Annotated in this window: 28 protein-coding genes, 1 tRNA gene and 1 pseudogene; 15 read left to right on the top strand and 15 right to left on the bottom strand. The window is 43.1% G+C overall.

Going from position 1 to position 17,583, the window contains the following annotated elements; all coding sequences use genetic code 11:
• On the top strand, positions 1-370 hold a 370-nt coding region (locus LC586_RS05140), incomplete at its 5' end, for a DUF4351 domain-containing protein (protein ID WP_229483446.1).
• Between the two features lie 132 nt (positions 371-502).
• On the opposite strand, the gene LC586_RS05135 is transcribed toward LC586_RS05140, so the two are convergent.
• Positions 503-1,984, bottom strand: coding sequence for a GTP-binding protein (locus LC586_RS05135; RefSeq protein ID WP_229483445.1), 1,482 nt, complete (start codon positions 1,982-1,984; stop codon positions 503-505).
• A gap of 275 nt (positions 1,985-2,259) precedes the next feature.
• Here LC586_RS05135 and tpiA point away from each other — a divergent pair, with 275 nt between their 5' ends.
• Positions 2,260-2,991 carry a triose-phosphate isomerase gene (gene tpiA, locus LC586_RS05130; RefSeq protein WP_229483528.1) on the top strand — a complete coding sequence of 244 codons (732 nt, stop codon included), beginning with the start codon at positions 2,260-2,262 and terminating at the stop codon, positions 2,989-2,991.
• 52 nt (positions 2,992-3,043) lie between these two features.
• A complete protein-coding gene (gene folP / locus LC586_RS05125; protein ID WP_229483444.1) occupies positions 3,044-3,904 on the top strand; it encodes a dihydropteroate synthase in 861 nt (286 codons plus the stop codon).
• Here folP and LC586_RS05120 read toward each other — a convergent pair.
• The gene (locus tag LC586_RS05120) at positions 3,901-4,743 is read right to left on the bottom strand and encodes an SPFH domain-containing protein (protein ID WP_229483443.1); all 843 of its coding nucleotides are present in this window, start codon (positions 4,741-4,743) and stop codon (positions 3,901-3,903) included. The two genes, folP and LC586_RS05120, sit on opposite strands and share 4 nt — an antisense overlap.
• Before the next feature lie 71 nt (positions 4,744-4,814).
• Entirely contained in the window at positions 4,815-4,955 is a 141-nt protein-coding gene (locus tag LC586_RS05115; protein WP_229483442.1) for a hypothetical protein, read from the bottom strand.
• 449 nt (positions 4,956-5,404) lie between these two features.
• On the opposite strand from LC586_RS05115, the gene LC586_RS05110 reads away from it, so the two are divergent.
• Positions 5,405-5,569: a hypothetical protein gene (locus tag LC586_RS05110; protein WP_229483441.1), complete on the top strand. Its 165-nt coding sequence runs from the start codon at positions 5,405-5,407 to the stop codon at positions 5,567-5,569.
• A 435-nt stretch (positions 5,570-6,004) separates the two neighbouring features.
• A complete protein-coding gene (gene rpsU / locus LC586_RS05105; RefSeq protein WP_069073049.1) occupies positions 6,005-6,184 on the top strand; it encodes a 30S ribosomal protein S21 in 180 nt (59 codons plus the stop codon).
• A gap of 258 nt (positions 6,185-6,442) precedes the next feature.
• Here the strand turns inward: rpsU and pth are convergent, their stop codons facing one another.
• A complete protein-coding gene (gene pth / locus LC586_RS05100; protein ID WP_229483526.1) occupies positions 6,443-7,084 on the bottom strand; it encodes an aminoacyl-tRNA hydrolase in 642 nt (213 codons plus the stop codon).
• A 424-nt stretch (positions 7,085-7,508) separates the two neighbouring features.
• Positions 7,509-7,781: a TatA/E family twin arginine-targeting protein translocase gene (locus LC586_RS05095; RefSeq protein WP_229483440.1), complete on the bottom strand. Its 273-nt coding sequence runs from the start codon at positions 7,779-7,781 to the stop codon at positions 7,509-7,511.
• Positions 7,782-7,891: 110 nt separating this feature from the next.
• Here LC586_RS05095 and LC586_RS05090 point away from each other — a divergent pair, with 110 nt between their 5' ends.
• Both LC586_RS05090 and LC586_RS41060 read left to right on the top strand, forming a co-directional pair.
• Entirely contained in the window at positions 7,892-8,071 is a 180-nt protein-coding gene (locus tag LC586_RS05090; RefSeq protein WP_306423230.1) for a PDDEXK family nuclease, read from the top strand.
• Complete coding sequence (locus LC586_RS41060; protein WP_306423229.1) at positions 8,046-8,252, top strand: hypothetical protein; 207 nt, start codon at positions 8,046-8,048, stop codon at positions 8,250-8,252. Before LC586_RS05090 ends, LC586_RS41060 begins: the two co-directional genes overlap by 26 nt.
• 190 nt (positions 8,253-8,442) lie before the next feature.
• Here LC586_RS41060 and psbH read toward each other — a convergent pair whose 3' ends face one another.
• Positions 8,443-8,646, bottom strand: coding sequence for a photosystem II reaction center phosphoprotein PsbH (psbH, locus tag LC586_RS05085; protein WP_229451456.1), 204 nt, complete (start codon positions 8,644-8,646; stop codon positions 8,443-8,445).
• Positions 8,647-8,731: 85 nt separating this feature from the next.
• Between psbH and psbN the strand changes: the two genes are divergently transcribed.
• Entirely contained in the window at positions 8,732-8,863 is a 132-nt protein-coding gene (gene psbN, locus LC586_RS05080; protein WP_100901201.1) for a photosystem II reaction center protein PsbN, read from the top strand.
• A 404-nt stretch (positions 8,864-9,267) separates the two neighbouring features.
• The gene (locus LC586_RS05075; RefSeq protein ID WP_229483439.1) at positions 9,268-9,510 is read left to right on the top strand and encodes a hypothetical protein; all 243 of its coding nucleotides are present in this window, start codon (positions 9,268-9,270) and stop codon (positions 9,508-9,510) included.
• A gap of 37 nt (positions 9,511-9,547) precedes the next feature.
• On the opposite strand, the gene LC586_RS05070 is transcribed toward LC586_RS05075, so the two are convergent.
• From LC586_RS05070 to hisF, 3 genes are all read right to left on the bottom strand, one after another.
• Positions 9,548-9,620, bottom strand: a tRNA-Ala gene (locus LC586_RS05070).
• A 94-nt stretch (positions 9,621-9,714) separates the two neighbouring features.
• Positions 9,715-9,909 (bottom strand): hypothetical protein, encoded by a 195-nt coding sequence (locus tag LC586_RS05065; protein ID WP_100901219.1) that lies wholly within the window; start codon positions 9,907-9,909, stop codon positions 9,715-9,717.
• 99 nt (positions 9,910-10,008) lie between these two features.
• A complete protein-coding gene (gene hisF, locus LC586_RS05060) occupies positions 10,009-10,782 on the bottom strand; it encodes an imidazole glycerol phosphate synthase subunit HisF (RefSeq protein ID WP_229483437.1) in 774 nt (257 codons plus the stop codon).
• A gap of 249 nt (positions 10,783-11,031) precedes the next feature.
• On the opposite strand from hisF, the gene ruvB reads away from it, so the two are divergent.
• From ruvB to LC586_RS05040, 4 genes are all read left to right on the top strand, one after another.
• Complete coding sequence (gene ruvB, locus LC586_RS05055; RefSeq protein ID WP_190935508.1) at positions 11,032-12,132, top strand: Holliday junction branch migration DNA helicase RuvB; 1,101 nt, start codon at positions 11,032-11,034, stop codon at positions 12,130-12,132.
• A 75-nt stretch (positions 12,133-12,207) separates the two neighbouring features.
• The gene (locus LC586_RS05050; protein ID WP_229483436.1) at positions 12,208-12,465 is read left to right on the top strand and encodes a hypothetical protein; all 258 of its coding nucleotides are present in this window, start codon (positions 12,208-12,210) and stop codon (positions 12,463-12,465) included.
• A 14-nt stretch (positions 12,466-12,479) separates the two neighbouring features.
• Positions 12,480-13,283, top strand: coding sequence for a tetratricopeptide repeat protein (locus LC586_RS05045; RefSeq protein WP_229483435.1), 804 nt, complete (start codon positions 12,480-12,482; stop codon positions 13,281-13,283).
• Between the two features lie 11 nt (positions 13,284-13,294).
• Entirely contained in the window at positions 13,295-13,507 is a 213-nt protein-coding gene (locus LC586_RS05040) for a hypothetical protein (protein ID WP_438822872.1), read from the top strand.
• Between the two features lie 9 nt (positions 13,508-13,516).
• Here LC586_RS05040 and LC586_RS05035 read toward each other — a convergent pair whose 3' ends face one another.
• From LC586_RS05035 to LC586_RS05015, 5 genes are all read right to left on the bottom strand, one after another.
• Positions 13,517-13,792, bottom strand: coding sequence for a type II toxin-antitoxin system VapC family toxin (locus LC586_RS05035; protein WP_229483434.1), 276 nt, complete (start codon positions 13,790-13,792; stop codon positions 13,517-13,519).
• 132 nt (positions 13,793-13,924) lie between these two features.
• Positions 13,925-14,188, bottom strand: coding sequence for a hypothetical protein (locus tag LC586_RS05030; RefSeq protein ID WP_229483432.1), 264 nt, complete (start codon positions 14,186-14,188; stop codon positions 13,925-13,927).
• 67 nt (positions 14,189-14,255) lie between these two features.
• Positions 14,256-15,071 (bottom strand): TIGR01548 family HAD-type hydrolase, encoded by an 816-nt coding sequence (locus tag LC586_RS05025; RefSeq protein WP_229483431.1) that lies wholly within the window; start codon positions 15,069-15,071, stop codon positions 14,256-14,258.
• A 47-nt stretch (positions 15,072-15,118) separates the two neighbouring features.
• The gene (locus LC586_RS05020; protein WP_229483429.1) at positions 15,119-15,586 is read right to left on the bottom strand and encodes a DUF29 domain-containing protein; all 468 of its coding nucleotides are present in this window, start codon (positions 15,584-15,586) and stop codon (positions 15,119-15,121) included.
• Between the two features lie 55 nt (positions 15,587-15,641).
• Entirely contained in the window at positions 15,642-16,112 is a 471-nt protein-coding gene (locus LC586_RS05015; protein WP_229483427.1) for a DUF29 domain-containing protein, read from the bottom strand.
• A gap of 138 nt (positions 16,113-16,250) precedes the next feature.
• Between LC586_RS05015 and LC586_RS05010 the strand changes: the two genes are divergently transcribed.
• Entirely contained in the window at positions 16,251-16,550 is a 300-nt protein-coding gene (locus LC586_RS05010; protein ID WP_069071048.1) for a 30S ribosomal protein PSRP-3, read from the top strand.
• A gap of 10 nt (positions 16,551-16,560) precedes the next feature.
• Here LC586_RS05010 and LC586_RS05005 read toward each other — a convergent pair.
• Positions 16,561-17,415, bottom strand: a pseudogene (locus LC586_RS05005) (WD40 repeat domain-containing protein); the annotation flags it as partial.
• Here LC586_RS05005 and LC586_RS05000 point away from each other — a divergent pair.
• Positions 17,393-17,554 (top strand): hypothetical protein, encoded by a 162-nt coding sequence (locus tag LC586_RS05000; RefSeq protein WP_229483426.1) that lies wholly within the window; start codon positions 17,393-17,395, stop codon positions 17,552-17,554. The pseudogene LC586_RS05005 and the gene LC586_RS05000 sit on opposite strands and share 23 nt — an antisense overlap.
• The last annotated feature ends 29 nt before the right edge of the window (positions 17,555-17,583 follow it).

Genomic DNA, 17,583 nt, shown 5'->3' with positions numbered 1-17,583 from the left:
TTCAGATATCGAGACCAGACAAAATACTGCTGCTTACACGGAGATTTTAGCAGGGTTGAAGTTTGAGAAAGATTTTATTCATCAATTATTGCGGGAGGATTTTATGCAAGAATCAGTGATTTATCAGGAAATTTTACAGAAGGGAGAACAAAGGGGAGAACAAAGAGGAGAACAAAAAGAAGCTTTTCGCTTCCTAACTCGTCAGTTAAATCGTCGTTTTGGAGAAATTGATTCATCAATAGTTGAGACAATTCGAGTCTTATCTACTGAACAATTGGAACAATTAGGAGAAGAGTTTTTGGATTTTTCAAATGTATCTGATTTAGTTGCTTGGCTTGAGGCAAATATAAGCGTTTCAAATAATTTGTAATTACGAATTACAAATTAGTTAAAGCAAGCTTACGCGCAGCATTTCTGAAAAGGAGAAGCAGGTGGCATGGACTGGAGGGTTTTCTAGGGATAAACATAACTAACCGAACCTTCTCAATTCCACGTCTATGCATCACTTTCTAAGTTTTACCTTGTGGAGTAATTCATCTTTAATGCGGTTGAGAATTGAAGTCTCATCCAAGTTTGCCAAAATCCGATTAATCACTGCTTTTGGCCCATCAGGCCCCCAAGTCGCGCCATTAGCTAAATAAACTTTGGTAACTTGTCCAATCCCGTAAGAAGAAACACCAGCTACTCCCGCTTGCGTGATTGCTACCGATATATAAGGGCCAAGGGCAGCACCTGCGGTAGCTGTTGCAGAGATACCAAGTAAAGTTTTTAATCCACTCAAGCCCAAATTTGCTAACAATTCACTTGCACCAATTCCGCCCATACTCAGGGCGATTTTTTGTAGCAATTGTACAGCCCCGGCTTCGGTCATAGAGAAGCCATAGAGTTTAGATAAACCCAAAATCAGAGCAATATCAATAACTACACTACTCAGAATATCTACCACAGTTACGGGATTAAGTGCGATCGCTAATGCCTTGGTCATCACAGCCTTCCAAATCAACTCATTAGCATTCACCTCCCGAATCATCAGTTTTCGTTCTATCAACTGCTCATTTACGATATCGGCATAAAGCATGGTATTAAGAGCAACCAAAGCTTTGCCCTCACGGTGCAGAATCTCCAATATTTTCAGCTTGAGTTCCTCAACTTGGGCATTACCTGTACGCAACTGTATGCCCCTAGTACCATCCGGGCGACGAATCGCCGTCTTCACCAATGGCGATGCCGCAGCCATGACAATTTCTAGAGGTGTAAGTAATTCCCGCACTCTTTCATCCCGGATTTTGTGATAAATTGCCATCCGGTCTGCTTCTGGATACTGGTCTACTTTGTTAAACACCAGAATGATCGGTTTACCTGCTTCCCGCAACTGAGAAAGGGCAGCGTATTCTAGCTTTGTCATGTCGCCAGATATCACAAACAGAATCAAATCCGCCTGTTTGGCAATCTGTTCAGCTAATGCGGCACGGGTTGCACCATCTACTTCGTCTAACCCAGGAGTGTCAATTAATTCCACCTGGGATTGACCTACACTAGGGAGAGTAACTCGCAAAGCACGTTCAGTTTCCCCAATTGCTTCTTCACTAATACTCCAATTAACTCTTTGTGCAGCACGAGTGACACCATGCAGCGGCCCAGTTTCAAATACTGTTTGCCCAACCAAAGAATTGAGTAGAGAAGACTTACCACGTCCCACCATGCCAAAAGCCGCAATCTGCACCACCATGCGGTCTAACTTTCCCAGCATAGTTTCCAAATCAGCAATTTCCGTCTCCAATCCGGTTTTTTCTTGGGGGGTGAGGTCGAGATTGGCTACCAAGTTTCGCAACGCCGTTTGTGCTTGTTTATAGTTCAGTTCCGTCTGAATATCTTCAAAACTGAATATGGCACTATCCAGTTCTTCCTCCCAACTGAGAGAATTTGCGCCAGTGTTGGCGGAATCGCTTTGATGAGGTTCAGGTACGGGCAATGTCGAAGTCATATTAATTTTAGATTTTAGATTTTAGATTTTAGATTTTAGATTTTAGGATTTTAGATACACCCCGTTTACTATCCTAGTTATTTTTAGAAGCAGTTTGGCGAGATGACGCAGACAAAGGAGACAAGGGGAATAAGTATACCCCATGCCCAATGCCCAATGCCCAATGCCCAATGCCCAATGCCCAATGACCAATGACTAATGACTAATGACTAACAAAAAGTCATAAACTGAAAAATGCATCTAAATAACTCGTTAGGATCTTGACTAAATTACCTGTGCGGAAAATCGTTATTGCCGGCAACTGGAAAATGTACAAAACCCAGGCAGAAACCCAAGAGTTTCTACGAGGATTTCTGCCCCACTTAGAGGAAACCCCCCAAGGGCGAGAAGTCATATTGTGCCCTCCTTTCACTGATTTAAGCGTTTTGTCCAAGACTTTGCACGGTAGCCTCATCCAACTGGGGGCACAAAATATCCATTGGGAAGAATATGGAGCCTATACAGGTGAGATTTCTGGGCCAATGCTGACAGAAAGTGGTGTGCGCTTTGTAATTGTCGGTCATAGCGAACGACGACAATACTTTGGTGAAACGGACGCAACCGTTAATCTGCGCCTCCGAACTGCTCAAAGGTTTGGTTTGACCCCAATTCTCTGTGTTGGCGAAACTAAACAACAACGAGATGCGGGAGAAACTGAATCACTGATTGCTCTCCAACTCGACAAAGGCTTAGTAGATATTGATCAGAATAATTTGGTGATTGCCTATGAACCGATTTGGGCGATTGGCACGGGTGAAACTTGTGAAGCAGTGGAAGCTAATCGAATTATTGGCTTAATTCGTAGCCAGTTGAGTAATCCAAATGTATCAATTCAATATGGTGGCTCAGTTAAGCCAAATAATATTGATGAGATCATGGCTCAACCAGAAATTGATGGTGTCCTCGTGGGAGGTGCAAGTCTAGAACCTGAAAGTTTCGCTCGAATTGTGAATTTTAAGTCAGTGTGATGTGCTTTTTTCTCGTTCCCATGCAGAGCATGGGAATGCCTAATGTAGATTTATGCCAAGCAACTTGATAATTCGGGGACGCTGTTTCGAGTGGGGACAGCGGACTTATTTAATGGGCATTTTGAATGTGACGCCTGATAGCTTTAGTGATGGGGGTGAGTTTAACACTACCTCTGCTGCTTTAGTACAGGCGCAAGCCCTGGTGGCTGCTGGTGCTGACATTATTGATGTGGGCGGTCAATCAACTCGACCAGGGGCAAAGCAAATAACTCTGGCACAGGAACTTGACCGGGTTTTATCGGTGTTACAGGTGCTAAGACCAGAAATTTCAGTCCCGATTTCTGTAGATACTACCCGTGCTGCTGTAGCCAAGGCATCTGTAGAAGCTGGAGCGGATATTATTAATGATATTTCTGGCGGCACTTTTGACTCAGAAATGTTACCAACAGTTGCAGAGTTAGGTGTGCCGATTATTTTAATGCACATCCGGGGAACACCACAGACAATGCAACAACAAACTGATTATCAAGATTTGCTCACAGAGATTTATAGTTTTTTGGCTCGGCAAATTGAGGTAGCAACTACTGCGGGTATCGACCTGAATAAAATTATTATTGATCCTGGTATTGGCTTTGCTAAGAACTATGAGCAAAATTTAGAAATTTTTCGCCGCTTGCGATCGCTCTCACCACTAAATTGCCCTATTTTGGTAGGAGTATCCCGTAAAAGTTTCATTGGTCGCATTTTAAATCAACCAGATCCCAAAGCACGAGTTTGGGGAACGGCAGCAGCTTGTTGTGCTGCTATTTATAATGGCGCTGATATCCTCCGAGTTCACGATGTTCAAGAAATGCGCGAGGTTTCACTAGTAGCCGATGCGCTACTGAGACAAGACGCACAGCCTGACTCTTAGGTATTACCATTTTCGGTTTTTTTGCCATTACTTTCTGTATTTACTGACTCGGCTATCAACTCCTGAAACATTTCACTTGAGTTAGCTGGGTCTACAAAGACAATTTTTGCATTACTGCTCTCACCAAGTTTTTGGCTAGCATCTACATAATCTTGAGCCACGAGATACCGCAGAATGTCCCTACTATCTGGGTTAGAACGGAGAGCTTGAGAAATGATTTGCACTGAAGCCATAGTTCCTTCTGCTTTTTTAATCGCAGCTTCCTTTTCCCCTTCTGCTTCGGTAATCAGCGCCCGTTTTTTGATTTCAGCGGCTTGCTGCTCTTCCCTTGACTTTCGTACACTCTCAGGTAGGGTAATTCTCTGAAGGTCTAACCGGAGAATCTCAACTCCCCAATCTGCCGTTATCTCATTCAACTGGTCTATGATAGCTGAGTGCATTTCCGCTCTGGAGACATTTGTCTGCTCTAGGGTGTTTTGGGCAATGATTTCCCGGAGCGTGGTTGTAGTTACCTGTATCAGTGCCCCTTGCAGATCCTCAATAGCATAAAAGCTTTTCTCAATATCTCTAATGCGCCAGTACACAATAGCATCCACTTCCACATAAATATTATCTTGGGTGATCACATTCTGAGGTTTGATGTCTAAAAACTGCTCTCGTGTAGTATCTTCCATCACAATCTGATCTACCAAGGGAACAATAAAGTTCAGCCCAGGTTTAAGTTTCCGATGATACTGCCCCAGGCGTTCGACTAGGGCTTCATTACCTTGATTAATCAGTTTTGCAGAACCTAAGGCATAACCTATAAGCACTAAAACTATAAAAATGATTGGCTCCATATATACTCCTATTTCGCTTTTGGGAGAATTTAGTGTCAAGGATATGCTAATAGCTTGTCATATCTTTGAGTTTAATGTTTTGAGTCTGTAATTTTATGCACACCAACAGCGATATCTGATGTTAAGTCGCTGCTGATCTTGTACATATTCTGTAAGTAGGCTGTTTTGCGGAATGCGATCGCTATTAAAGCACCTTGATAAAATGCTGGCAAGGACTACTTTATGTAATTAACATTACTTGTACTGACATTTTCAGAGACTTGAGAATTTAATTCAGCATATATACTTAAACATGTTTAAGTATATGTAAAATTTTAAAATACCCGTATATCGGATTAAAATTGGCTTCAGCCATTAAAAATGCAAAAATATTATGAGCGGGCTGTTAATTAGACTTAGGACTTACGCACGAGTTACGGAATAACGTACTTGCCGCAGGCTACCACAGAGGCACAGAGGGCACGGAGAAATCAGAGTTTGAGAGATAATTTGCGTAAGTCCTAAGACTTATAGGTTTTATCCTATTTTTTACAGGCTTACATTTTTTAACCAAAACATTATATTTGTTAGCGGTTACTATCTAAGTAAGTCGGTGGAAAAAAACAGAACTATATTACGAAAAGTAAATACACCTGAAACCCTTACCAATGACAAAGGACAAATGACAAATGACAGCCTTCACCAGTTAGCTTTATTTGCACCGACTTACTTACCTTTTTTTAGCAGACTACCTGCTACTGTTTCCGTATCAGCGATTATGGCAGGTGCATTTACATTGGTGTTTTTTATGAGACAAGCTACTAATCTTGCATGGATTTTTTTATGATTGGCATATTACTAGTTTTCTTAAGCAGTGGAGTTATTTTAAAGCCAACTAGCTTATGGAATTTCATAATTGCTTTTGCAGCATTAGCATCGGGATATAAATTACTAAATCAGGTAGAATCAACTTTTAAAACCTGTAAATATAATCATATTTTTTCATCTACTTTAGTAGCTAAAATTACATTATTACCCAGTTGATAGTACAGCGATAAAAATTTAGTATTATAATTTTACCTTCTTGTCTATTGCTTCTGAGAGTGCATTAGGGCACTTAGATTAACTTTTAGTTAAGTACCGATTTCACGATGCAGAAGCACATGTAACCCGCCTCAACCGGACGAATAGCCTCTTAATTATGACTTTAGCTCAGGGGGGTTTTACTAAGGCTGAGGGTAATATTAGAATGGAAACTATTGATGATGAGGAACAGGCAAGAATGACCCAGGTGGTTCTAGGAGAGAACGAAGGAATAGACTCAGCTTTGCGTCGATTTAAACGTCAGGTTTCCAAAGCTGGGATATTAGCTGATGTGAAATATCATCGGCACTTTGAAACACCGATTGAAAAACGCAAACGTAAGGCAGTGGCAGCTAGACGCACAAGACGTTTTAAATAAACCTCTTTGGTGTTGATACTGGCGTTGCTTAAGGTTATGACCTAAAACAGGTAACAGTGCGTAGGCGTAGACATCGCCATTATTCTGACAAAAATTAAGCAAAGTAGTCCGCACCCCAAATTAGGGTGATGAGTCACTTTTGCTATGTACAGAAGGCGTTAAGGGCTTTATCTCAGTTGGATGGAGCAAGCTAAAATCGCTGCCCATCAACCAAAATAAGCGCCTTTGCCAAACTTACAAGGCGGTATTCATCCAACCCTAAGATTCAGAATTATTAATGGTGCGGCTATTACAAACATTCATCGCCTTTTCTACTCCCTGCTTGAGGCTTAGTTCAATACACTCAACCACGAACTGAAGTACAAGAGACATCTGCTGATTTTCTGCTGCCGAAAATCGCCCCAGCACATGAGAAACAGCATCAGAATCGTCGTTGTTAGCTGCACCTTTGGGTTTACCAATACCGATTCGCAAACGGGGAAAGTTTTGGGTACTAAGATGTGCGATCGCACTTTTCATGCCGTTATGTCCCCCAGCCGAACCAGATAAGCGCAGACGAGTTTTTCCCAAGGGCAAATCCATATCGTCATAAATCACCAGCACTGACTCAGGCGGCAATTTATACCAACTAGTTACCGCTTGTATTGCTTGTCCTGAGCGATTCATATAAGTTAATGGCTTTAGCAAGCGAATCTTACCTCCACCTCGGGCCATTCCTTCGCCATACTCACCCTGAAACTTGCGGTTTTCTGCTAAGGGAACGCGCCAAGAACGAGAGAGAGTTTCTACAGCAGCAAAGCCGATATTATGGCGTGTTTGGTCGTACTTGCTTTCTGGATTCCCCAACCCGACAATTAGCTGGGGAATCACTAAAGCTGGTTGCGTAACAGCTTCTGTCATTTTGCCTATAGCCAATTGATATGTATCACTCTTCTGGTAGTTTGTCAAGCAATTTTTGAGGTTTTGTAGTGAGTTAGCGCGGTCTTCTCCCAATACGGTTGAGTTAAGGCTAAAGCTTTTGTCAAAGTCAATTTTTTTAACGTAGACGCAAAGCGGTGAAGCAGCGCGGTCTTGGGGGTTTCCCCCATGAGCGACTGCACCAAGCCCTCCGGCTTGCCGCAGGCTACCACAGAGGCGCAGAGAACACCGAGAGAAGAAAGAAATGTTTAACTCAACTGTATTGGGTCTTCTCCCTTTGGGAGAGGCTAGCACCTTTCCTTCGGAACGCTTTGCGTTCGCAAAGCGTCTCCGTTAGGAGAAGGGTAAGCACTTTAGTGCTTCAGAAAATAAGAACTAAAGTCCTTACTACGAACTTGACAGACTACTAGCTAGGTTGAGAAGAACTAGTGGTATCCTGCTCAGATTTAGCAGGGTAGATTTGCTTAGGTTCCAATTCAGCAGTAGTTTTGACAACTTCTTCTAACTGTTCTGCTTCTTTTTGAAACTCGTTTTGAAAATCTTTGGAAGCTTCTTGGAAACTACGAATTGTTTTGCCTACACTCCGACCAATCTCTGGTAGCTTCTTGGGGCCAAAGATTAACAGTGCCACTACCATAATTACAGCCATTTCCGGCAGACCGATACCAAATATATTCATTTTTGTCTCCTATAAACTCTAAAACCACTACATAGACTCACATATTTATGTAGTCTACTCAATAATCGCCTATCATAGAAAGCGATCGCCCCATGAGCGAGTGATGCCTTATGTCTCTGACAATCAAAGACTTAGAACAATTACAGTCACATAATCCTGATTGGCGGATGCAGCTAGTAAAGGGAAACATCATTATTATGGGGCCATCCGATTATGAGTCAGACGAAATTGTTTCTCGTCTTAACCTTTTTGAATATATTGGTCATGCCTCGCAAACTAGGGCGTGTTAATAGTTCTAGTGCTGGCTTTATCTTGCCCAGCATTGAAAGTGATAAAACTTTTAACTGTTGCGTCAATTCATCCCGCATTTATGCAACGCCAAAAATCTCACATGGTATTGTGATTATTTCGTGGATGGCGGTTGAGAGGGCAAAAGGTTGTCACGATCTGCCTTCAGTGAGTTTGCACTGAAGTTTGAGTCAATTAAGTACTTAAGTATACAATTTTTTGTGTAGAGTTGAGGAACTTTTCAGTTTGCACTTACTAACTCGGAACTCTGAGTGCTGAACTTTTGTCCAGTAGCAAATCATAACTCACAAAAAAACCCGGAAGAACCGGGTGTAACATAACTTGTTATCCAAACTTGATAGCTGTGTATCCTTTAGCGCCCTAAACTCCGCCAATCGACTACTACATCCTGAACCAACAATGTTTTATTGTAAAGTTGCAGAATAATCAGCAGAAACACGAAAAATAGCAAAATAAAAACAGCCATCACAGGGGTAGTACCCCAACCTGGAGCCACTTTCCCATACTCAGAGTTCAGTGGTTTCAGGATATCTCCCAACCGAGTCCTTTGTGCCATAGTTCACCTAATATTAGTTGCCAAAGCTTTTTTTAATCTTCTGTAATATTCTATAAGAATAGCACTCATCATCTATTCCTCAATTATGGAACCCGCAATAGTTCTTAGCATTTCTGTGGCTGCCGTGGTGGTTGCCATCACTGGAATTTCGATTTATACCTCCTTTGGCCCTCCTAGCAAGCAATTGAACGATCCGTTTGATGACCACGAAGATTAAAGGAGTCAGGAGAGACGCGATTAATCGCGTCTTTACAGGAGTTAGGAGTCAGCGCTAGTACAGCTAGACCTCTCTCTTAAAAGGAGCTACCGTGTATACACAAGTCGAGTTGGGAATCCAATGGACAGAGAAGAACGGAAAATTATTTTTAAAATCCTTGATTTTCCGTTATACCTCTATCAATAATCTGACACTATTGATAATCAGCAAGATTTAACTCAAAACCTTGCTTAATAAGCCTTGTATCTCACCAGGCAAGGATGTTAGGACTTGTGTATACACCGTAGCTTAAAGCTCAATACATCAGCAAAAAGCAATATCAGTATAATCGTTGACGGTTGACGGTTGACGGTTATCGGTCATCAGTCAACGGTCAACAGTCATCAGGTAAATGTACTAGTTTTATGCGTAACAGCTTAATACATCAGCAAAAAGTAATATCAGTAGATGCGTTGGCGCAGACCGCCGTAGCGATCGCACAAATCATTAATACTGATGAGTATGAAGTTGAAGAAGTGCTAGAAAATTGGCTAGAGTTCTTACACCAACAAAGAATAGCCTCAGAAACCCATTACAGTCTGTATCATTCCAACTTTCGAGATTGGCTAGATAGAGAGCAAATAAAAGCCTATAAAAAATTTCCCTAAACCTCTACATTAACAGAGAACTTTAGGGACTGAAGAATGGAGCTAAGCGGATTCGAACCGCTGACCCCCTCAATGCCATTGAGGTGCGCTACCAACTGCGCTATAACCCCTTAAAATCCATTATACATATTCGTTTAATTATTGGTATTTTGTCAAGCTTTTTTTGGAAAATAAATTTAAAATATCTCCACCACCACTGGGCACTCACAATGACACTTGCAACAAATAGGTCATACAGTGCCCCATCAAAAAGTAAACTACTAACATGGCAGCAGCAGCCAGAGCAACTAATGTACCAGCCAACATGAGAGAAAATTCTTTACTCTCGTAGGCTCTTTCCATTAAGTGCAGCGACCACGCTACCAAGGCTACATCAAAAAGTAAAATAGGAAGCAACATATTTCTTAATATTTGTTAATACTTGTAAAATAATATTAACACCCTTTTCAGGAAGTGTGCCTAACCTTAGATAGATGTCATTAAATGCTAAATAGTAGGTTAAGAGAATGTTCTTACTGGCACGTTGCGATCGCGCAAATAATTTTTGATTTCTGCTACGCTTAATTGACCGTAATGTAACAGGGATGCAAGTAATGCTGCTTCAGCTTTACCTTGGGTTAGGGCTGTGTAGATATGTTCACAATTACCTGCACCACCAGAAGCAATAACTGGAATTTCTACAGCATTTGCAATTGCCCGTGTGATCTCAATGTCATACCCGGCTTGGGTTCCATCAGCATCCATGCTTGTTACTAGCAGTTCTCCGGCCCCCCGTTTTTCAACTTCTTGTGCCCACATTAGAGCATCTAAGCCTGTATTTTCCCTGCCACCCCGCACATACACATCCCAACCTGGATTCTCCGGGTTATTTCTGCGTCTGGCATCAATAGCAACAACTATGCACTGATTACCAAAGCGATCGCTTGCCCGATTAATCAAGTCTGGATCACGCACCGCCGCAGAATTAATACTAACCTTATCTGCGCCGGCTCGTAACAAAGCTTTAACATTTTCTAAGGATTGAATGCCACCACCCACAGTCAATGGAATAAAGACCTGTTCAGCAGTCCGGTAGACCACATCTAAAATAGTAGCTCGGTCTTCATGAGTAGCTGTAATATCCAGAAATACTAACTCATCAGCACCGGCTTCATTGTAAACCTTGGCCAGTTCTACCGGATCGCCTGCATCTTGGAGATTAACAAAGTTAACTCCTTTTACAACCCGTCCCGCCTTCACATCTAAGCACGGTAAGATTCTTTTAGATAACATAATAACTTTTGTACTTCTGGGTAATTGACCGGAATTTAAATTTTAAATTGGCGCGGGTATTCTCAAACGAAAATTTTTACGGGCATGGGGAATGGGGCATGGGGCATTGGGCATTGGGCATTGGGCATTGGGCATTGGGCATTGGGCATTGGGCATTGGTTATTCTTTCTCCTCCTGCCTCCCCCCACTCCGAATTACGAATTACGAATTACGAATTATTCTGTTCCCTTAAAAGTAGATAGCTGAATTATGGCGATAATCTCCTCGAAAAAACAGCCTCCAGAACCCAACGGAGAACCAAAGCAGCGTCGAGAGTCGGCGAAAGCACCATCCACAGAAAATATTTTGAAGCCTGAAGCTGCTATTGATGAACAAGAACAGCAGGAAGAGGGTATTCGACCGCACCGATTTGCTGATTACATTGGGCAAAAAGATTTAAAGGATGTGCTAGATATTGCCATCAAAGCAGCTAAGTCTCGTGGTGAGGTGCTAGATCACTTGCTGCTGTATGGCCCGCCGGGATTGGGCAAAACCACAATGGCAATGATTTTAGCATCGGAAATGGGAGTAAATTACAAAATCACCAGTGCGCCAGCGCTAGAACGTCCACGGGATATTGTCGGGCTACTGGTGAACATGAAACCAGGGGATATCTTATTTGTGGATGAAATTCATCGCCTGTCGCGGATGACGGAGGAAATTCTCTATCCAGCGATGGAAGATTATCGCTTAGATATTACTATTGGTAAGGGTTCCAGCGCTCGGATCAGAAGTTTGCCGCTATCAAAGTTTACTCTTGTGGGAGCTACAACGCGTGTCGGTGCTTTAACTTCACCACTGCGCGATCGCTTCGGTTTGATTCAAAAACTGCGATTTTACGAAGTTGACGAACTGACTAAAATTGTACTGCGAACCGCTCAATTACTCAAAACCCCCGTCACAGAAGATGGTGCCACAGAAATTGCCCGTCGTTCACGCGGAACGCCACGGATTGCTAATAGATTACTTAAGCGAGTGCGTGATTATGCGGAGGTAAAAATATCTGGTGAGATTAATGAAAGCATTGCATCTGAAGCATTGCAACTATTCCAAGTAGATCCCTGCGGTTTAGATTGGACAGACCGCCAGATGCTGAGTGTGATAATTGAACAATTTAACGGCGGCCCAGTGGGGTTAGAAACAATGGCAGCAGCAACAGGTGAAGATACTCAAACAATTGAAGAGGTGTACGAACCTTACCTCATGCAGATTGGGTATTTAACTCGGACTCATCGCGGCAGGATGGCGACTAAAGCAGCATACAAGCATTTGGGATTCACGCCGCCTAATGAACAATTGTCATTATTGTAATTATGGGGAATAGGGAATGGGGAATGGGGAATAGGGGATGAGTCTTTAATACTCGCCAACGAGTCTTTGATACTCGTGAATGAGTCTTTAATACTCGCCAACGAGTCTTTGATACTCGTGAATGAGTCTTTGATACTCGTGAATGAGTCTTTGATACTCGCCAACGAGTCTTTGATACTCGCCAACGAGTCTTTGATACTCGTGAATGAGTCTTTAATACTCGCCAACGAGTCTTTAATACTCGTGAATGAGTCTTTGAACTCCGTTAATGAGTCTTTGAACTCCATTCCCCATTCCCCATTCCCCACTCCCCACTCCCCATCTTCAAGATAAACAGGTAAACCTAGATGATTAAGTTGATTGGTATTTTTCTCAGTCTGTTACTTGTGTTTGGCTGGGGTACTCCAGTCATGGCACAATCTCAACCGCCCATTACTCAGGAACAGTTAAAACAAGGTGATGAGTGGGCAAATCAAGCCTTTGCAGCGACGAATCAAGGTGATTTTGCGACGGCTGAAACTTACTGGACAAAAATTATTGAGCAATTTCCCACTAATGCAGGGGCGTGGAGTAACCGGGGAAATTCACGGGTGAGTCAGAATAAGTTACAAGAGGCGTTGGCAGATTATAACAAAGCCATAGAACTAGCGCCGAATGTCACCGATCCATATTTGAATCGGGGCGCGGCGTTGGAAGGGTTGGGAAAATGGGATTCGGCGATCGCAGATTATAATCATGTCTTAGAACTCGATCCTAATGATGCGATGGCGTATAACAATCGGGGAAATGCCAAAACAGGTTTAGGAAAATGGGATTCGGCGATCGCAGACTACAAAAAATCTAATGAGATAGCCCCAAATTTTGCCTTCGCCCGTGCTAACTACGCCCTCGCTCTGTATGAAACAGGTCAAAAAGAGCAAGCAATCCGTGAAATGCGAAATATTGCCCGTAAATACTCCAGATTTGCTGATGTGCGTGCCGCCCTCACAGCTGCATATTGGGTAAATGGAGAACAAGGTGAAGCCGAAAGCAACTGGGTAGCAGCTTATGGGCTAGATAGCCGCTATAAGGATATCGACTGGGTAAAAAATATCCGCCGTTGGCCGCCCAGTATGGTATCAGCTTTAGATAAGTTCTTGAAAATCAAATAGAGGTATTGATCATGACTCATTTTGGTATCATTTGTCCTGGTGCAGCAACCGGCCCCCTTAACACTATGCTTCCCTTGGGGCAGGAACTTCAACGGCGTGGGCATCGCGTCACCCTCTTCGGAACACTCGATACTCAACCGAAAGCACTAGCAGCAGGAATAGAATTCCTGGTAGTTGTCAGCGGCGTCACCAACCTTGCATATTTTCCCAACTTAGGGTCATAAGTTGGTAATTTAGGGAATAACCTCAAATGCCTTTGTTCCCTGGAAACGATAAATATAAAAATCCCTGTCCAGCGAGAAAATTCGACTGATATTTAACGTCTCGGCAGCAGAGACAAGGGACGCATCTGCCAAATCCATCGGCACGTCCTGATACTGTCTCATCAGTTCCCGTATTCTTTGTTGCTCATCAATGTCTGATAGATGCAAGTAGAGGGCTTTCCGTTCAATAAACTGCCATAGAATATCCTGGGCAAACCAACCCCTTAACTGATGCAGGAAATACATTGGCTTCTGTAAAACAGCACCATGTTGTGATCAAGGGAGTGGTTATCTTTTGATAGGCTTCGACGCAACGATGATGGGCTTCCCCTTGTCCTGCATCAATCAACGCAATCAACGGCGCAGTATCAACCAAAATCACGGTCTGCGAATACCTTGCTTGGCGAGTTTACTGGCGATCGCCTCACCGAAAACCGTTTTCTCATAAGAAGAAGGAGTTTCAGTCTGACTGTTAATAGACCCAATCAAATCTGATAGCAAAACGGCAAGTGGTCTTTGCTGGTCAACATCTGACGACAAGTGTGCGGCAATCCAGTCAGCAGGCGTTACCCCTTCGGTTTCTGCAACAGCCAGCAGGTGACAGTAAACATCTTCTGGCAGAGAGATAAAATGTTCTCTCATACGATAAACTTTCTTTGATTTGGAATGGGTGGTTTATTTATGCCGTGCTGTACTAGCTTGATTAATCTTAGACCAGAGATTGGGTAGATGAACTCACCAATTCTTGAATCTGCCTTGGGGTCAATTCCTGCACATTACGTAAAACTACTGCTGCTCCTGCTGCTATTAGTGTCTCACTGTATGCATCACTACGCGCTGCTGTTTCCTGGACATGGGGCGGTAAAACCCCTACACCAATCCAAGTGCGAGAAGAATCCAAAGCCTGTGCTTTCTCGACGGTATACATATCTGCTACCGTATCTCCCACATACACGATCGCTAATTTTTGCTCAATTCCATTCTCTAACTCACGAACTGTGGCGAAAAGTCCAGTGGGGTCAGGTTTCCCTGGTGCATCTTCCATCGCAATCAACACTGGAGATTCCAAGCCCAGGCGTTTTTCTAATACATAGTTAGCGGAAGCACGAGTTGCACCGCTAAAAAAACCCCAAGCAATCCCAGCTTGGGTAAGTTGTTCTAAATAGCTAGGTTGTAATAATAAAGGTTCATTACAGATATACCCAGTAAAATTATTTGGGTCTGGGCCGCGGTAACGCGATTGAAAAAAAGCAACGATCGCATTGTAATCTAGTTGCAATTGCTTGCGGCTCTGTCCTTGGGTTTCAAAGTAGCGGTAAATCAATTCCTGTGATGCTTCCCAATCGTTATTCCACACGCCTTCAGACTTGAGTTGGTCAATATCCAGTGGGGTTGGACGATATGCTTGGGTGGTAAAATGTTCTACGGTATCTGCGATCGCACGGCGATAGGAACCGCTAACATCGCGCACAACGCCATCAATATCGAAAACAACGATCGCTTTTCTAGAAGTTTGTTGAGTCATGGGTTAGGAAGCAAAAGAATTTTACCTGATCATAAGGGGTACAATCATCACTCAGGTAAAAAATCGGGGTCGAGGACTTGCTCTAGTGTAAAGGGAGATTGCTCAGGGAAGATAGCGATCGCTAATCCAGTTTCAATTACAGCCAGTCGTCTAGCGGTTTGGTAGCTTTCGTCGAAAACCTGATCAAAGTGAGGCTTTAAACTCGGACTCTCCTTGAGTGCCTTTTGGACTCGCCTGCGGTGTTCCAAAATTGTGTACTGCCAACTTTTTGAGCGCCTTTCAGTTTGAATTTGGTATTTGAGCAGATGCATCAGCAATACTTCCAAATTGCTCTCCAATGCCCGCTTTTCACTTCTCCCCATCGTTTCAATTTCTTCAATCAGGTTGTCTAAGTCCAGTTGGGTGAAATTCTTTTGCTTGAGCACCTCTGCCGTGGTTTGAATCCACAGATAAAAGTCTTGCTCATACAAATCTGAACCAGATGTTGTTTGAGATTGGGGCAGTTGGGCAGTCACGTCGCTTCGCTCCGAATTCAAAATTAACAGCAAAATCTTCTAAATCAGTTTGAGATTATGACTCAGGTAAAAAATCCGGGGCGAGGGCTTGCTCTGGTGTGAAGGGAGATTGTTCGGGGAAGGTAGCCAGATGCAATTCAGTTTCATCGGCAGCCAAGAGTCTAGCATCGTCATAACACAGCTCGAAAACCTCATAAAAATATGGTTTGAGGCTAGGACTTTCTTCTAGAGCTTGTCTGATGCGCTTGCGATGCTCCCGAATTGTTGCTCGCCAACTACCAGAGCGCTTCTCGGCTTGATATTTATACTTTAATAGATGCATCAGCACCACTTCCAAATTGCTTCTCAGTGCTTTCTTTTCACTCCTGCCCATTGTTTCAATTTCATCAATCAAATTCTCTAAATCTAGTTCCGTGAGCCGACCTTGCTTGAGCAGTTCTGCTGTGGTTTGAATCCACAGGTAAAAATCTTGCTCATACAAATCTGAACCAGATGTTGTTTGAGATTGGGGCAGTTGGGCAGTCATAAGCATTTTTAGTTAGCGCCGACTAAACCTTATGGTAGACCATTCTCAATCACTGTTTGGTCATTTGATATAGTATTGCGTTAAAATAAGCGATCGCTATCCTAGTTCAGTAATGCCCGGAAATTCCCGGAGGTGTGATTGACCAAGTTTATTTTGAAAATTCTGTGGTTAGACGAAAACGTTGCTCTAGCAGTCGATCAAATTGTCGGCAAAGGCACCAGTCCCTTGACTAAGTACTTTTTTTGGCCCAGAAATGATGCCTGGGAAGAGTTAAAGAAGGAATTAGAGTCCAAACATTGGATTACTGACGTGGATCGTGTCGAGTTGCTTAATAAAGCGACAGAAGTGATTAACTACTGGCAAGAAGAAGGCAGAAACCGTCCAATGGCAGAAGCTCAGTTGAAATTTCCAGAAGTTGCCTTTACAGGTAGCGCTTGATATTACAAAATTAGCTATTGTCCTGTTCTACAAGCTGCCACAGTTTGATAGTCTTGTCCCGGCTGCCACTTGCAATTAATTGTGTAACTTTGCTCACAGCAACAGCAGATACTGAGTCTACATGACCAGAGAGAGTAAAAATCTCTTCTGCTGTGCTTATTCTCCAAAGTTTAACTGTTTTGTCGCAACTTGCACTTAGGAGCGTTTCGCCATCGGCAGTAAAAGCCACAGCCACCACAGACCAAGAATGGCCTACAAGTGTGCAAATTAGCTGACCAGTGTTTACCTCCCATAACTTAATAGTGTTATCATCACTACCCGTCGCCAAAATTTGACCATCAGGACTAAAAGCGACTGTCAAAACTGCCCATGCATGACCCGAAAGGGTGCCTAACAAGCTATAGCATGGGCGGTTTTCAAATTCTCTCTGGGAACCTTCTAATGCAGCTATCTGCCACAAGCGAATTGTTCTGTCATAACTAGCGCTGGCTAAAAGCTGTCCTTGGGGACTAAATGCCACTGAATTTAGCTTTAATTGGTGTCCAGCGATGGTGCAAATTTCTCTGCCAGTATTGACATCCCAGAGTTTGATTGTCTTATCCCAGCTACCAGTAGCAAGAATCTGCCCATCTGGACTAAAAGCTACTGATTTTACAGCATGTGCGTGTCCCAATAAGGTGCAGATTTCCTCTAATGTTTCAACCTGCCACAATTTGATAGTTTTATCATCACTAGCAGTTGCCAGAATTTTCCCATTTGGACTGAAGCTAACTGATTTTACAGCTTGGGAATGTCCTGATAAGCTAGCTAGGACTCTTTTAGTATTTAAATCCCACAATTTGATGTTTTTGTCATCACTAGCACTGGTGTGCCTCTGCGGTAGCCTGCGGCAAGCCCTCCGGCTTGGTGCAGTCGCTCATGGGGGAAACCCCCATGCGCTAAAGCGTCTCCCCTTGGGAGAAGACCGCGCTGCTTCACCGCTTTGCGTCTACGTTATTCCGTAACTCGTGCGTAAGTCCTATTATTGTAAGGG

Source organism: Nostoc favosum CHAB5714, from assembly GCF_020829495.1.
Lineage (GTDB): Bacteria > Cyanobacteriota > Cyanobacteriia > Cyanobacteriales > Nostocaceae > Nostoc > Nostoc favosum.
This window is presented reverse-complemented; position numbering and strand designations above follow the sequence as displayed.

Excerpts from the sequence above, each read along its gene's own strand:
- LC586_RS05135 (WP_229483445.1), bottom strand. The coding sequence starts at position 1,984 with ATGACTTCGACATTGCCCGTACCTGAACCTCATCAAAGCGATTCCGCC.
- folP (WP_229483444.1), top strand. The coding sequence starts at position 3,044 with ATGCCAAGCAACTTGATAATTCGGGGACGCTGTTTCGAGTGGGGACAG.
- LC586_RS05120 (WP_229483443.1), bottom strand. The coding sequence starts at position 4,743 with ATGGAGCCAATCATTTTTATAGTTTTAGTGCTTATAGGTTATGCCTTA.
- LC586_RS05110 (WP_229483441.1), top strand. The coding sequence starts at position 5,405 with ATGACAAATGACAGCCTTCACCAGTTAGCTTTATTTGCACCGACTTAC.
- rpsU (WP_069073049.1), top strand. The coding sequence starts at position 6,005 with ATGACCCAGGTGGTTCTAGGAGAGAACGAAGGAATAGACTCAGCTTTG.
- pth (WP_229483526.1), bottom strand. The coding sequence starts at position 7,084 with ATGACAGAAGCTGTTACGCAACCAGCTTTAGTGATTCCCCAGCTAATT.
- LC586_RS05095 (WP_229483440.1), bottom strand. The coding sequence starts at position 7,781 with ATGAATATATTTGGTATCGGTCTGCCGGAAATGGCTGTAATTATGGTA.
- LC586_RS05090 (WP_306423230.1), top strand. The coding sequence starts at position 7,892 with ATGTCTCTGACAATCAAAGACTTAGAACAATTACAGTCACATAATCCT.
- LC586_RS41060 (WP_306423229.1), top strand. The coding sequence starts at position 8,046 with ATGCCTCGCAAACTAGGGCGTGTTAATAGTTCTAGTGCTGGCTTTATC.
- psbH (WP_229451456.1), bottom strand. The coding sequence starts at position 8,646 with ATGGCACAAAGGACTCGGTTGGGAGATATCCTGAAACCACTGAACTCT.
- psbN (WP_100901201.1), top strand. The coding sequence starts at position 8,732 with ATGGAACCCGCAATAGTTCTTAGCATTTCTGTGGCTGCCGTGGTGGTT.
- LC586_RS05075 (WP_229483439.1), top strand. The coding sequence starts at position 9,268 with ATGCGTAACAGCTTAATACATCAGCAAAAAGTAATATCAGTAGATGCG.
- LC586_RS05065 (WP_100901219.1), bottom strand. The coding sequence starts at position 9,909 with ATGTTGCTTCCTATTTTACTTTTTGATGTAGCCTTGGTAGCGTGGTCG.
- hisF (WP_229483437.1), bottom strand. The coding sequence starts at position 10,782 with ATGTTATCTAAAAGAATCTTACCGTGCTTAGATGTGAAGGCGGGACGG.
- ruvB (WP_190935508.1), top strand. The coding sequence starts at position 11,032 with ATGGCGATAATCTCCTCGAAAAAACAGCCTCCAGAACCCAACGGAGAA.
- LC586_RS05045 (WP_229483435.1), top strand. The coding sequence starts at position 12,480 with ATGATTAAGTTGATTGGTATTTTTCTCAGTCTGTTACTTGTGTTTGGC.
- LC586_RS05040 (WP_438822872.1), top strand. The coding sequence starts at position 13,295 with ATGACTCATTTTGGTATCATTTGTCCTGGTGCAGCAACCGGCCCCCTT.
- LC586_RS05035 (WP_229483434.1), bottom strand. The coding sequence starts at position 13,792 with ATGTATTTCCTGCATCAGTTAAGGGGTTGGTTTGCCCAGGATATTCTA.
- LC586_RS05030 (WP_229483432.1), bottom strand. The coding sequence starts at position 14,188 with ATGAGAGAACATTTTATCTCTCTGCCAGAAGATGTTTACTGTCACCTG.
- LC586_RS05025 (WP_229483431.1), bottom strand. The coding sequence starts at position 15,071 with ATGACTCAACAAACTTCTAGAAAAGCGATCGTTGTTTTCGATATTGAT.
- LC586_RS05015 (WP_229483427.1), bottom strand. The coding sequence starts at position 16,112 with ATGACTGCCCAACTGCCCCAATCTCAAACAACATCTGGTTCAGATTTG.
- LC586_RS05000 (WP_229483426.1), top strand. The coding sequence starts at position 17,393 with ATGTTTTTGTCATCACTAGCACTGGTGTGCCTCTGCGGTAGCCTGCGG.